14 protein-coding genes and 2 tRNA genes are annotated in these 12,767 nt (G+C 30.6%); 4 read left to right on the forward strand and 12 right to left on the reverse strand.

Translation table 11 applies throughout. From position 1 onward, the window contains the following. The 4 genes from udk to LCI24_RS15115 all read right to left on the reverse strand — a co-directional run bounded on the left by udk (position 1) and on the right by LCI24_RS15115 (position 1,403). Positions 1 to 606: a uridine kinase gene (gene udk, locus LCI24_RS15100; protein ID WP_047790269.1), complete on the reverse strand. Its 606-nt coding sequence runs from the start codon at positions 604 to 606 to the stop codon at positions 1 to 3. A 99-nt stretch (positions 607 to 705) separates the two neighbouring features. After that, positions 706 to 779: transfer RNA gene (locus tag LCI24_RS15105), tRNA-Thr, on the reverse strand. A 172-nt stretch (positions 780 to 951) separates the two neighbouring features. Then, positions 952 to 1,026: transfer RNA gene (locus LCI24_RS15110), tRNA-Pro, on the reverse strand. A gap of 146 nt (positions 1,027 to 1,172) precedes the next feature. After that, the gene (locus LCI24_RS15115) at positions 1,173 to 1,403 is read right to left on the reverse strand and encodes a hypothetical protein (protein WP_125066875.1); all 231 of its coding nucleotides are present in this window, start codon (positions 1,401 to 1,403) and stop codon (positions 1,173 to 1,175) included. A 360-nt stretch (positions 1,404 to 1,763) separates the two neighbouring features. On the opposite strand from LCI24_RS15115, the gene LCI24_RS15120 reads away from it, so the two are divergent. Beyond that, positions 1,764 to 2,375 carry a DUF1684 domain-containing protein gene (locus LCI24_RS15120; protein ID WP_274641121.1) on the forward strand — a complete coding sequence of 204 codons (612 nt, stop codon included), beginning with the start codon at positions 1,764 to 1,766 and terminating at the stop codon, positions 2,373 to 2,375. A 33-nt stretch (positions 2,376 to 2,408) separates the two neighbouring features. Here the strand turns inward: LCI24_RS15120 and LCI24_RS15125 are convergent, their stop codons facing one another. The 4 genes from LCI24_RS15125 to LCI24_RS15140 all read right to left on the reverse strand — a co-directional run bounded on the left by LCI24_RS15125 (position 2,409) and on the right by LCI24_RS15140 (position 5,245). After that, positions 2,409 to 3,113 (reverse strand): crotonase/enoyl-CoA hydratase family protein, encoded by a 705-nt coding sequence (locus tag LCI24_RS15125; RefSeq protein WP_274641122.1) that lies wholly within the window; start codon positions 3,111 to 3,113, stop codon positions 2,409 to 2,411. A 54-nt stretch (positions 3,114 to 3,167) separates the two neighbouring features. Continuing rightward, positions 3,168 to 3,560 (reverse strand): fluoride efflux transporter CrcB, encoded by a 393-nt coding sequence (crcB, locus tag LCI24_RS15130; protein WP_274641123.1) that lies wholly within the window; start codon positions 3,558 to 3,560, stop codon positions 3,168 to 3,170. A gap of 150 nt (positions 3,561 to 3,710) precedes the next feature. After that, complete coding sequence (locus LCI24_RS15135) at positions 3,711 to 4,682, reverse strand: BT_3928 family protein (protein WP_274641124.1); 972 nt, start codon at positions 4,680 to 4,682, stop codon at positions 3,711 to 3,713. A 17-nt stretch (positions 4,683 to 4,699) separates the two neighbouring features. Beyond that, complete coding sequence (locus LCI24_RS15140; RefSeq protein WP_274641125.1) at positions 4,700 to 5,245, reverse strand: DUF1599 domain-containing protein; 546 nt, start codon at positions 5,243 to 5,245, stop codon at positions 4,700 to 4,702. Positions 5,246 to 5,325: 80 nt separating this feature from the next. Here LCI24_RS15140 and folP point away from each other — a divergent pair, with 80 nt between their 5' ends. Further along, entirely contained in the window at positions 5,326 to 6,144 is an 819-nt protein-coding gene (gene folP, locus LCI24_RS15145; RefSeq protein ID WP_274641161.1) for a dihydropteroate synthase, read from the forward strand. Between the two features lie 80 nt (positions 6,145 to 6,224). Beyond that, a complete protein-coding gene (gene cdaA, locus LCI24_RS15150; RefSeq protein ID WP_125066882.1) occupies positions 6,225 to 7,007 on the forward strand; it encodes a diadenylate cyclase CdaA in 783 nt (260 codons plus the stop codon). 47 nt (positions 7,008 to 7,054) lie between these two features. On the opposite strand, the gene LCI24_RS15155 is transcribed toward cdaA, so the two are convergent. The 3 genes from LCI24_RS15155 to truA form a co-directional block, all read right to left on the reverse strand. Then, positions 7,055 to 7,510 (reverse strand): hypothetical protein, encoded by a 456-nt coding sequence (locus LCI24_RS15155; protein WP_274641126.1) that lies wholly within the window; start codon positions 7,508 to 7,510, stop codon positions 7,055 to 7,057. A gap of 70 nt (positions 7,511 to 7,580) precedes the next feature. Next, positions 7,581 to 9,347, reverse strand: coding sequence for an ABC transporter ATP-binding protein (locus LCI24_RS15160; protein WP_274641127.1), 1,767 nt, complete (start codon positions 9,345 to 9,347; stop codon positions 7,581 to 7,583). Further along, positions 9,347 to 10,081, reverse strand: a complete 735-nt coding sequence (truA, locus tag LCI24_RS15165; protein ID WP_274641128.1) for a tRNA pseudouridine(38-40) synthase TruA — start codon at positions 10,079 to 10,081, stop codon at positions 9,347 to 9,349. Before truA ends, LCI24_RS15160 begins: the two co-directional genes overlap by 1 nt. Before the next feature lie 247 nt (positions 10,082 to 10,328). Between truA and LCI24_RS15170 the strand changes: the two genes are divergently transcribed. Further along, the gene (locus tag LCI24_RS15170; RefSeq protein WP_274641129.1) at positions 10,329 to 10,826 is read left to right on the forward strand and encodes a metallophosphoesterase family protein; all 498 of its coding nucleotides are present in this window, start codon (positions 10,329 to 10,331) and stop codon (positions 10,824 to 10,826) included. On the opposite strand, the gene LCI24_RS15175 is transcribed toward LCI24_RS15170, so the two are convergent. Then, positions 10,809 to 12,683 carry a sensor histidine kinase gene (locus LCI24_RS15175; RefSeq protein ID WP_274641130.1) on the reverse strand — a complete coding sequence of 625 codons (1,875 nt, stop codon included), beginning with the start codon at positions 12,681 to 12,683 and terminating at the stop codon, positions 10,809 to 10,811. The two genes, LCI24_RS15170 and LCI24_RS15175, sit on opposite strands and share 18 nt — an antisense overlap. Positions 12,684 to 12,767 lie beyond the last annotated feature (84 nt).

A 12,767-nucleotide genomic window follows, 5' to 3' on the forward strand; every position in this document is an offset into this window, starting at 1 on the left:
TTATAAACGGTCGTTAATTACAGTTCTTACAATGTCTATAGCAACAGTATTATATCTGTCGTTAGGTATAATAATGTCAGCATAATTTTTAGTAGGCTCAATAAATTGTTGGTGCATTGGTTTTAAGGTGCTTTGGTAGCGGTTTAAAACTTCATCAACATCTCTACCTCGTTCTTTAATGTCTCTTCTTACACGTCTAATCAAGCGTTCGTCAGCATCAGCATGAACAAAAACTTTAATGTCACACAAGTTACGAAGTTCTTTACTATTAAAAATCAAAATACCTTCAATAATAATAACTTTTCTAGGGTGTGTTTTTATAGTGTCTTTGGTTCTGTTGTGGGCAACGAATGAATATACAGGTTGTTCAATGATGCATCCGTTTTTTAATTCAGATAGATGATCTACCATTAAATCAAAATCGATAGCTCTAGGATGATCAAAGTTTATCTTTGTTCGTTCTTCGTAAGTTAGGTTATCTGTTTGTTTGTAGTAAGAGTCTTGAGAGATAACGCATACTTCATCGGCAGGAAGTTCGTTAATAATTTGGTTTACTACAGTGGTTTTTCCACTCCCTGTACCTCCAGCAATACCAATAACAAATATATTTTTCATTAAGTTTTTGTAAAAATAGAGTTATGACAAATTTAGCAAATTAAGCGCATAAAAAAAGCGCTAACTTTTTGTTAGCGCTTTTAGTTTTTGAGCCGATGGAGGGACTCGAACCCACGACCTGCTGATTACAAATCAGCTGCTCTAGCCAGCTGAGCTACATCGGCGTTTGCTTTAAAAGCGTGGCAAATATATAATGTTTTTTGAAACTGGAAAAACTTTTTTTAAAAATTTTTAATGCTTGTTTTTTGTAATGGTTTAGAGAGTTTTTTAAGTTGTTGAATTAGAGTTTGTTTTAACTTTTTTAGTGAGGTGATTTTTTTTTAAAAATAAAATAAGTCGGGATGAGTGGATTCGAACCACCGATCTCTGGTCCCCCAGACCAGCACTTTAACCGGACTAAGCTACATCCCGATTTCACAAATATATTTAAAAAAGAAAAGTTCTAAGTAAATTTACTTAGAACTTTATCAAGAATAAATATTATAATGAGAGTGGTAGTTGATGAAACTACTATTCTTATGTATATATCATAAACGAGCTTAAAGGTTGTTTATTGTTTAAGCTGTTAAAGGTTTTCCTTTTAAACGTTTTTCAATACGTTGTTTTACAGCTGTTAAACGCTTCATTAAGTCCATTAACGTGCTGTCTTTTGTTTGTTTATATACCTCATTAATCTCTAGAATCAGAGCTTTTGCTTCTCTAGAGGCTAGTATTCTATCACTAGTAGTAACAAATTTGAATTTTCTGTTTTCAAATTCTTCTGCCTTATTGATTAATTCTGAATTCATAAATTTACCAATTTAATTTAAAATTTCTTTATTAGGTTTTGTCTGATAAAAGATATATGCCTAAAATAACTGGGGCGGCAAATATATGGGAAACTTTCTGTTTGCAAAGAAACAAGCTCATCAATTTGTTTTATTATTTAATAAGTTTTTCTTATAAGGTGAAAAAATCTTTTTTTACACTATCTTATATCAGTCATAAGTATTATCTATAAATATAAATGTAACGATTTTATTTTGTTATTTCAAATTATTAATAGAAAATTAACAGTTTTCACCTCTTTATTTAGCGATTTTTTAAGGAATGATGGTGTTTTGGTTGTAATACAGTATTTTTGTGTTAAGAGATATATAAATACCAATATGAAAAAACTATTATTGTTAATTTTTACTGTTTCAATATTGTCTTGTAACAGTCAAGGAAAAAGAGCTGTCTTGGGAGAGTCTGATTTTCAAAAAGAAATGAATACTAAGTTCAAAGACGCTTCTAGGTCACCACTTACCAAAAAAGGATTAAAGAAGTTTAAAGGATTAGATTTTTTTCCTATTGATAAAAAGTATACTGTAAAAGCAGAATTAGTAAAAACACCAGATGCGCCTATTTTTGATTTTCCAACGACGACCGATAGGGTGGCGATGTATAAAAAATATGGTGTTTTATCTTTTTCTATTGATGGAGAGGATTTTAAACTAGTTATTTATCAAGATGTAAATCCTAAGCCCGAATATGCAAATCATTTGTTTTTACCTTTTTTAGATAATACGAATGGCAAAACGTCTTATAAAGGAGGTCGTTTTATAGATATTTATACAACAGATATCCAGAAGGATGGGACTGTGGAGATTGATTTTAATAAAGCATACAATCCATATTGTGCTTATAGTGATAGATATTCTTGTCCAATTACACCAAGCGATAATTATTTAGATAAAGAAATTAAAGCAGGGGTAATGGCTTATAAGAAACCTAAATAAATAAAAAGTCCTGCAATTTGCAGGACTTTTTATTTATTTAGAAGGAGGTGTTAGACCTTCTTCACTGTCTTGTTTGATAGCTCTAGCTAAAGATTCTAAATATGATTCTCTTACTTTTAACTTGGTCTCTTTATGTGCTTTCTTGTTTAGTTTAGAAAACATTTCTGCAACCTTTACAGCTGTTGGTAGTAAGTGTTCTTGAGGAACAACTTTATCTAAAAATCCAGCAGTAATAGCATCTTTAGGGTTATATATTTCAGAGCAGCTAACGCTTCTTTCAAAATAAATAGGAGATAAGCGCGCTTTTGCTATTTCAATTCCAGCATTGTGCATAGTCATACCTATTAAAACTTCATTTAGCCCAATTTTAAAATCACCTTCAATACCTAACCTATAGTCAGTAGATAGGAGAAGAAAAGCGCCCTTAGCCACTGCGTGTCCTGAACAGGCTGCAATTATTGGGTAAGGAAAAGAAAGCATTCTATGTGATAATTGTGACCCTTTAGTTACTAGTTCTAAGGCTGATTCAGGAGATTGTGTCATGCTTTTTAAATCATAACCTGCTGAGAATATTCCTGGTTGTCCTGTTAATATTACAGGTTTTTCTTCTTTTTCAGCTTTGTCAAAAGAGGTGTTTAAAGCATCAATCACTTCATGAGAAATAGCGTTAGCTTTTCCGTTAGTAATAGTAATAATTACGTGATTTTCTTCTGAATTGTATTGTATAAGTTCACTCATTTGTTATATAAATTTACTCACAAAGTGAGGTTTGTTTTAGGGGTAAAGTATTATTTAAATTGATTGTGCGTTCGTCCAAAAGTAATTAACAATGTAGATTCCTGCGAAAACAGCTAAAAATCCGATGATAAAACTTGCTATAGTGTATAAAGCAAAAGAGGTAAAATCGCCAGACTTTAAAAAGATATGATTTTCATAAGCAAAGGTTGAAAAAGTTGTGAATCCACCACAGAATCCAGTAGCTAATAATAAAGTGTGATTTTGAGTTATTGTTTCGTTTTTAGCAGCAAGTCCTAAAATAATTCCAATAAGTAAACTTCCAAGAATATTAGCAGCAAAAGTTCCGTAAGGAATTCCTGTTTGCGAACTGTTTAAAGCTTTTCCAATGATGTATCGTAATACGCTTCCTGCTCCGCCACCTATAAAAACTAATAATAATTGTTTCACAAAAATATTTCTAAGTTAATAGCTTGGTTTTGCTCTCTTATTGAAAGAGATGTTGTAAGAATCTCTACAAGAGCTATTTCATGTTATTGCGAAAATAAGAAAACCTCACAAATTTGTGAGGTTTTCTTTATATATAAATAGTATAACTGTTTATAGTTCTACATCATCAGCATCGGTCCAATTCCATTTCCCAACAATGACTCCGCTTTTTACGGTAACAATACCAGGGTTAGCTCTAATTACTGTTTTTAAAGCAGTTTCATCACAAAACCCAAAAGTATAAGGGAGTCCATATTCTTTTTGAGTTGCAGCTAAGTCTTCAATATAAGAAGCAGTTAGTACATAAATTTCATAACCTTGTTCACTAGCTTGTTTAGCTACTTCAGAAACTCCGGTAATACCTTCTTTTTCTGTTTTCTTGAAGTTAGACATGATAATAAGCATAGCTTTTTCTTTAGCAAGCATTTCTTCTAACTTATCTCCTTCATCAGTTTCAATCATGAAATCGTGTATAGGAGGAAGCTCATCGCTATCTTCTGGATATTCCATCCCTTTAGCAATATCTGTTCCTATAGAATAAGCTCTAAAATCAATAATTGGTAAATGTTGTAAAACATAGTAACTAATAATGAGCGCTAAAAAAACAGAAGAAAAGGTTGTTATTGAAGAAAACTTATTTGAAATTAAAGGCTTAATGTGTTTAACACCTAAAATAAGAATAACAATAAAGATCATAAAAACAACATTCTTGTAAAATGTTTCTTTAGGAGTAAGCTTTAAGGCGTCACCAAAACATCCACAATCTGTAACTTTATTGTAAGTGTATGAATACCATGTTAAAAATAAGAATACAAGGTTTAAACCAAATAAGCTCCAAACGGTAAGTTTTGGTTTATAACCAACTAAAAGCATAATACCTAAAACCAATTCGGTAACAATTAAAAGAATTGAAAAAGGTAAAGCAAAAGGAATTAAGAATTCTAAGTTTAGTACACCGGCACTAAAGTACTCCTCAAATTTATATTGAGATCCAATTGGGTCTACTAATTTTACAAATCCAGAGTAAATAAAAAGAAGTCCTACAAGTACTCTTGAAATATGAGTTAACATTTTTAAAATCATATAGGGATGTTTTTAGGTTAATTATCTGATTCAGAAAGGTGAATCATGGCAAAAATAGCATAATTAATCATATCTTGATAATTAGCGTCAATTCCTTCAGAAACTAAGGTTTTACCTTGATTGTTTTCTATTTGTTTTACACGAAGTAGTTTTTGTAGAATTAAATCGGTTAACGAAGAAACTCTCATATCTCTCCAAGCTTCACCATAATCATGGTTTTTGTTTTTCATTAATTCTTTGGTAATCTTTATGTGCTTATCATATAAATTAGTAGCCTCTTCAGTAGTTAAATCAGGTTGCTCAACAACGCCAAGCTCAATTTGAATTAATGCCATTATTGAGTAGTTGATAATGCCAATAAATTCTGATTTTTCTCCTTCATCAACTTTTCGTTCAGTATTTTCTTGTAATTGACGTATGCGTTGAGCTTTTATAAATATTTGATCGGTTAATGAAGGAAGTCTTAATATTCTCCAAGCACTACCATAATCACTCATTTTTTTTACAAACAAATTTCTACATTCTTCAACTACAGTATCATACTGTTTAGAGGTGTTCTGCATCTTTCTTATTTAAAAGTATTCGACCAAAAATAGTAAATATTACAAGCTTTTCATTTATTTTTACTTGGAAATTTAGCATGATGACAATTAATTGTAAAGGAACCTTAGTAGATTTAACTAAGCCTAAGGTTATGGGGATTTTAAATGTTACTCCTGATTCTTTTTTTGATGGTGGAAAGTATAAAAACGAACGAGATATTCTTGAGCAAGCAGAAAGGATGTTGAGTGAAGGGGCTACGTTTATAGATGTTGGAGCGTATTCTTCAAGACCAGGAGCAAAACATATTTCGGAAGAAGAGGAGCTACAAAGAATGCTTCCTGTTGTGGAATTGCTGATTAAAAACTTTCCTGAAATTATTATATCGATAGATTCTTTTAGAAGTAGAGTGGTGGAAGAGTCGGTTAATGCAGGGGCTGCAATTATTAATGATATTTCTGGAGGAAAGATGGATGAGCAGATGTTTAAAACAGTGGCTAAACTTCAAGTTCCATATATTATGATGCATATGAAGGGGACGCCGCAAAACATGCAACAAAATCCACAATATGAAAATGTGGTTACAGAAGTGATTTCTTTTTTTGCTGAGCAGCTTTTTAAATTGCGTGAACTAAAGGTGAATGATGTAATTATTGATGTTGGTTTTGGTTTTGGTAAAACGCTCGATCAAAACTATGAGTTGCTTAAAAAATTATCACTATTCAAAAGTTTAGATGTTCCCATTTTAACTGGTGTTTCAAGAAAATCAATGTTGTATAAGTTGTTAGGTGTTACACCAAAAGAAGCTTTAAATGCTACTACCGTAGCTAATACAATTGCTTTGTTAAATGGTACACATATTTTAAGGGTGCATGATGTAAAGGAGGCAGTTGAGACGGTTAAAATTGTGGGGCAGTTGTAATAAAATCCTTACATTTACTTATCAGGCAATTTATAATGCCTAAAAACTTGTTTTTAAAGTTAAAAAACTTCAAAAAATTAATGAATTTAGATTTTATCGACTTTTCGTTTCTTGATGTGTTAGATATTTTTTTAGTAGCAGTGTTGCTTTTCTATATATATAAATTACTAAAAGGAACTGTAGCTATTAACATTGTAATTGGAATTGCATTTATATTTTTAATATGGAAAGTTACTCAGGCTCTACACATGGAAATGTTGAGTGGAATTTTGGGTTACTTACTTTCTGGTGGTGTTATAGCATTGATTATTGTATTTCAACAAGAAATTCGTAAGTTTTTATTAATGATAGGGACGACTAATTTCTCTACTAAAAAAGGGTTTTTAAATCAGTTGAAGTTTCTAAAAACTGAAATTCATACAGAAACAGATGTTGAAACTATTTTGACAGCTTGTGTTAATTTATCAAAAACCAAAACGGGTGCATTGTTAGTGATAGAGAAAACAAATAATCTTGATTTTTTAATTAATACTGGTGATAAAATGAATGCTTTGGTAAATGAAGCAATTATTGAAAGTATTTTTTATAAAAATAGTCCGTTGCACGATGGAGCAACTGTTATTCGTGATAATTATATTGTAGCAACTCGAGTAATATTACCTGTTTCTAATAGTGCTAAGATACCTTCTAGGTTTGGATTACGTCATAGAGCAGCTATTGGTGTTAGTGAGAAAACGGATGCAATTTGTTTGTTGGTTTCAGAAGAAACAGGGGAGATTTCGTATATAAAAGATGGAGAGTTTGTGTTATATAAATCGTTAGAAGAACTCCATAGGAAATTAGAAAAAGATGTAATGGCATAAAAAAAGCCCGCAACTTGCGAGCTTTTTTATTTTCTGTTCAAAAAAGATTATTGAGCAGGAGCCATTTTAGATTGAATAGCAGTCATAACGCTATTGAATTTTTTAGCAGCTTCTTCGTCTAAGTTAGCAACGATGTCTTTAGCTTGTGTAGCTAATTCAACACCTTTTTTAGCTAATTCAGAGTTCTTTACTACGTCTCCTTTTGCTTCGATATAATCTTTAGCATATTGAGAATAAGACTGTAAGTATTCTCCTACTTTTGGGTCTTCAAATTCTGGAATTTCGATACCTTCGATTGCAGATTCTACAGCTTCAACAGCTTCTTCAGTAGCCTCTTTAGCTTCTTCAGTTGCTTCAGCAGCAGCTTCTTTAGCTTCTTCAGTAGCTTTTTCTACAGTTTCAACAGCTTCTGTTGTAGCGTCTTTAGCTTCTTCTTTAGTGTTCTTACATGATGTTGCTAATAAAGCACCAACTACAAATACTGATAAAATTACTTTTTTCATCGTTTATTGATTTTTAGTTTTTAAGATTGAATAACAAATGTACTATTTTGATTGATGTAAACAAATTTATTTACACCACCGTTTCACTATTAAACTGTTTTTCGTACAAATTCTTATAATAGCCCTCATGTTTTTTTAACAATTCTGTATGATTTCCTTTTTCAACTATACAACCCTTGTCCATAACAATAATCATATCAGCTTTTTTAATGGTTGCTAAGCGGTGTGCAATTACAATAGAAGTTCTGTTTTTTGTGATTTCGTCAGTTGCGTATTGGATCATTTGTTCTGAATGTGCGTCAACAGAAGAAGTGGCTTCATCTAAAATCAAAATACTAGGTTTGCTAACATAGGCACGTAAAAAGGCAATTAATTGACGTTGACCTGAAGATAACATACCTCCGCGTTCTTTTACGTTGTAATGATAATTATTAGGAAGGCTCATTATAAAATCATGAATTCCAATTTGTTTGGCAGCAATTTTAACTTCTTCAAGAGAAATACTTTCATTGTTAAGAGTGATGTTGTTTAAAATACTATCAGAAAATAAAAATACATCTTGAAGTACTACGGCTACTTTTTGACGTAAAGAAGCTATTTTATAGTCTTGAACAGGGATATTATCGATAGATATTTCACCGCTATCTATTTCATAAAAGCGATTTATCAAATTAATAATGGTAGATTTACCAGCTCCTGTAGCACCTACAATTGCAACGGTTTGTCCTTTCTCAACACTAAAACTAATTCCTTTTAAAATTTCTTCTCCTTTAATATAGCTAAATCGTACATCTTTAAAATTAATAGTTCCTTGTATATTATTAGCAGTAATTGTTCCGCTTTTATCTATTGAGCTCTCAGTATCAATTACATTAAACACACGTTCTCCAGCAACAATACCCATTTGTAATTGATTAAATTTATCTGCTATTTGTCTTAAAGGTCTAAAAAGCATTTGAGCCATTTTAATAAAACCAATAATAGCACCAACACTTACAGCTTTATCTTCAACAACTTGTAACCCGCCATACCATACAATAAGTCCTATTGCAATAGAAGAAAGAATTTCAGCAATAGGGAAGAAGATAGAGTAGTACCATACAGTTTTAACATGAGCTTTTTTGTGCTTGTTGTTAATTTCAATAAAGTTTTTATACTCAATTTTTTCTCTATTAAAGAGTTGAACAATTTTCATTCCAGTAACTCTCTCTTGTACAAAACTATTAAGGTTTGCTACTTGGTTACGAACATCTTGAAAGGTGGATTTTATAGCAATTTGGAATAATTTGGTAGCGTAAATTAATACAGGTAGGGTTGCTAAAGCAATTAAAGCTAACTTCCAGTTTGTATAAAACATTACAATGATTACTACAATCATTTTTAAAACATCACTAACAATCATAAAAACACCTTGTGTAAAAAAGTTAGCAATAGTTTCTATATCTGAAACAACGCGAGTTACCAATTTTCCAACTGAAGAATTATCAAAATACCCCATTTTAAATTGAAGTATTTTTCTAAAAGTTTTGGCTCTTATGTCTCTAATAATGTGTTGACCTACCCAGTTGGCGTAATAAATAAAGCTAAATTGAAAAAAGACTTGAATAAGTAACACAACTATCATAGCAATTGTGAAATATAATAGCCTTGAAATATCTTTAGTTACAGTGAAATCGTCTATAGCTGTCATTAAAATGACAGGGGTTAGTACAGCAAAACCAGCTAGTAAAATGGTAGATAATGCTGCAATTATAAATCGTACACGGTATTTTTTTGCAAAACTCATTAGTCGTGCAAAAATTTTAATATCGAATGCTTTTCCTGTTGTTTTACTCACTATATATATTCGTATTTTACTTTTGTTAAAAATAAACCTTTTGCAGGAACTGATACACCTGCATTACTACGATTTTTACTTTCTATAATTTTTTTGAAATCATTTACAGTTATTTTTTCTAAACCAACATCAATTAATGTTCCTACAATAGCACGAACCATATTTCTTAGAAAACGATTGGCACTGATATGAAATGTTAATTCATTCCCGTTTTTAATCCATTCAGCATTAGTTACTGTACAGTTAAATGTATGTACATCAGTTTTTACTTTTGAAAAGCATTCAAAATCTTCATAGTCGTATAGAGTTGCAGCGGCTTTATTCATTAACTCTATATTTAATTGCTGATGATGTAATTGCCAAGTGGTATCTAGTAAAAAAGGGTTTCTACCTAACCAAATCTTGTACTCATAACTTCTGCTAAGAGCATCAAAACGAGTGTGGGCATCGTCATGTACTAATTGTGTTCTAAATATAACTATGTCATCGGGCAGAATAGCGTTTAATTTATAAGAAAAGTTTTCGTTTACTGGAGTATCTACATCAAAATGAGCAAACATTTGTGAAGCATGTACTCCAGAATCGGTTCTCCCTGCGCCTACAATATTTACTTCTTTTCTTAAAATTGTACTGATTGCCTTATTTATTTTTTCTTGAACTGAAATTGCATGTGGCTGTATCTGCCATCCATGATAATTTTTTCCGTTGTATGCTAATTCAATAAAATACCTCAAGAAGTGTAAATTTTTAAAGAGCTAAATTATAAAATTCTAATTTGAAAAGAGCTAGAGAGAAGTGTAAAATAATGTTTTTGAGATTTATTAACATATGTTAACAGATTAACTGTAATGTTTGTGTTATTTTTGTCACCTTTATAGAAAACGATAGTGAATTCCCCTTTCATTAATATCCCCTTAGTATAAAGAAATCCATGATGTAATGTCGTGGATTTTTACTTTTTAATTCATTAGTTTTGCTCTAATGAAGAAGATTTTGCTCCTTTCTGATACACATAGTTTTATTGATGAACAAATTTTAAAGTTTGTAAAGCAAGCTGATGAGGTTTGGCATGCAGGAGATATAGGTAATTTAAAAGTTACTGATGCAATAAAAAAGCTTAAACCACTTAGAGCTGTTTATGGAAATATTGATGATAAAGACGCTAGAGCAGAATTTCCGTTGGATAATAAATTTATTATTGATGGTGTTTCAGTTTGGATAACACATATTGGAGGTTACCCAAATAAGTATAATCAAAGAGTTAGAGAAGAACTGAAAAAGAACACACCACAATTATTTATTTGTGGGCATTCACATATTTTAAAAGTTCAATACGATAAAAAACTAAATTTACTTCACTTAAATCCTGGTGCAGCTGGAAATCATGGATTTCATAAAGTTAGAACCATGTTGCGTTTTGAAATAGATAATGGTAGTATAAGGAATATGGAAGTTATTGAACTAGCTAACAGAGGTTAGCTTGCTAAGATTTTTTTCTTTTTTTAGTATAGGAACCTTGATGTGTATAGAAGTGCCTACATTTACTTCAGATTTTATGGTTAATTTACCATCCATCATGTGAATTCTAGCTTCAACTTGATTAAGACCAATACCATCAGAAAAAGAAGAAGACGAGGTAGAAAATCCTACCCCATCATCCTTAACGAGAACGGTTAGTTGATTATTCTCTTCTTTTAAATCTATTTGTGCATGTTTGGCTTTACTGTGTTTCAAGATATTATTGATTAACTCTTGAATCACATTAAATATTTTTATTTCAAATTCTTGATTATATCGGTTGATGTTTTTTGCAGAAACATCTAGTTTTAATTGACTGTTAGAATACTTTTTAACGACATCTTTAATAGCGTATTCAAGTCCGAATTTTAATAGAATAGAAGAAACTAAGTTATGAGATAAATCTCTAACTTTTTGCGAAGCTTCAGAAATTATAGCTTGTGTTTTTTCTATTTCTTGAGGAGTATCTCCGTCAAATTGTTTTTTTGTAGCTGTTAAATGCATATTAGCAGATGAAAGCAATGCACTAACATTATCATGTAATATTTCTGCAATGAGTTTTCGTTCAGTTTCTTTTCCGTCTATTGTTGCATTAAGAATTTTAACCTGTGCCTCTGATTTAACTTTTTCAAGGTTTTGTTGCTGTATAAGTTTACTTTCAGAAAGTTTAAGACGTAGATTTTTTTGACGAAGCTTATAGTTGTATATGATTACTCCTGAAATAATTAATACTAAAAAGCTTAATGTACCAAAGAGCATAGAGGTTTTAGCTTCTTGGGCTTCTTCTAATTTTCGTTGTTCTTTTACTAAATTAACTTTTTGTTTTTGTAGATTTTCCTTATGATTAGCTTCTATTTCTTGTACTATTTGATTAATGTTTTTCTCTCTCTGGATATCCTTAATTTCAAAAGAAATTTCTTGATAATCATAGGCTTTATAATCTTTAAGGTTTCTCATAGCCCATGCAAGGTTATAGTATAAGTTTGCTTTTAATTTAGTGGCTTCTTGAGAGTTATCATTTTTTATAGCTTCAACTCCTTCCCAATACGTTTTTTTAGCCTTATTAAATTCATTTGTTTGTATGTAAATATTACCAAGATTGCTCTGTGCTTTAGCTAGCCTGATTTTGTCATTTTTCTTCTTGTATATTTCTATAGCCTTTAATGCAAAAAATTTAGACTTAGTGTATAGTGAGTCAATTTGATATAAAGCGGATAAGTTTAATTTAGAAGATGCTTTATAATTAAGAATTTCTTCATTCAAAGAGGGGAGACTATCAAGTTTAGTGAAAAAAAACAAAATACTGTCTTTATATTTCTTGAAGTCTTTTGAGAGATTGTCTTTATTTACATAGTCATTAATATTCCCTTCTTCAAGAAGCTTAAGATAATCTTCATCTCTATTTTTTTTAAATTTTGCTTCTCTATATGTTTTAAGGTATGCTGTTCCTATTTTTAGATATAATTTTGCTAAGTGTTGATCTGTTGATTGACGGTCTTGAACAGTTTGACTTTCAAGTTTTTTTAAATTTAGATTAGCTAAAGCAATTTTAAAATACTTCAAAGAAAGTTCAGTGTTAGTTGTTTTGTTATAAATCTCTCCTATTAACTTAGCAGATTTAAAAGAATAAAATGAATTATTTTCCTTTTTACTGTTACTAAATAGAATTAAAGCTGTTTTAAGAGCCTCAGGATAATTCCTTTCGTTATAGTTTTTGTAGGAGTTATTATATGAATTCTCAAACGTTAGAGAGTCCTTTTCTGTAAATGCTGATTGAACTATATCATCTTGAAATCTATGAGCTGAATTGCTAGCCAAAAGAGTATTAGTTCCATCAATTATAATGAGGAAAAAAAGTAATATTATCTTAATTTTTGTATTTGTGTTATGTTGACACATATG

Origin of the sequence: Tenacibaculum larymnensis, assembly GCF_028829235.1 — a bacterium.
Taxonomy (GTDB): Bacteria; Bacteroidota; Bacteroidia; order Flavobacteriales; family Flavobacteriaceae; genus Polaribacter; species Polaribacter larymnensis.

Coding starts and splice junctions, on each gene's coding strand:
- LCI24_RS15115 (WP_125066875.1), bottom strand. CDS start 1,403: ATGAATTCAGAATTAATCAATAAGGCAGAAGAATTTGAAAACAGAAAA.
- LCI24_RS15120 (WP_274641121.1), top strand. CDS start 1,764: ATGAAAAAACTATTATTGTTAATTTTTACTGTTTCAATATTGTCTTGT.
- LCI24_RS15125 (WP_274641122.1), bottom strand. CDS start 3,113: ATGAGTGAACTTATACAATACAATTCAGAAGAAAATCACGTAATTATT.
- LCI24_RS15135 (WP_274641124.1), bottom strand. CDS start 4,682: ATGATTTTAAAAATGTTAACTCATATTTCAAGAGTACTTGTAGGACTT.
- LCI24_RS15140 (WP_274641125.1), bottom strand. CDS start 5,245: ATGCAGAACACCTCTAAACAGTATGATACTGTAGTTGAAGAATGTAGA.
- folP (WP_274641161.1), top strand. CDS start 5,326: ATGACAATTAATTGTAAAGGAACCTTAGTAGATTTAACTAAGCCTAAG.
- cdaA (WP_125066882.1), top strand. CDS start 6,225: ATGAATTTAGATTTTATCGACTTTTCGTTTCTTGATGTGTTAGATATT.
- LCI24_RS15155 (WP_274641126.1), bottom strand. CDS start 7,510: ATGAAAAAAGTAATTTTATCAGTATTTGTAGTTGGTGCTTTATTAGCA.
- LCI24_RS15170 (WP_274641129.1), top strand. CDS start 10,329: ATGAAGAAGATTTTGCTCCTTTCTGATACACATAGTTTTATTGATGAA.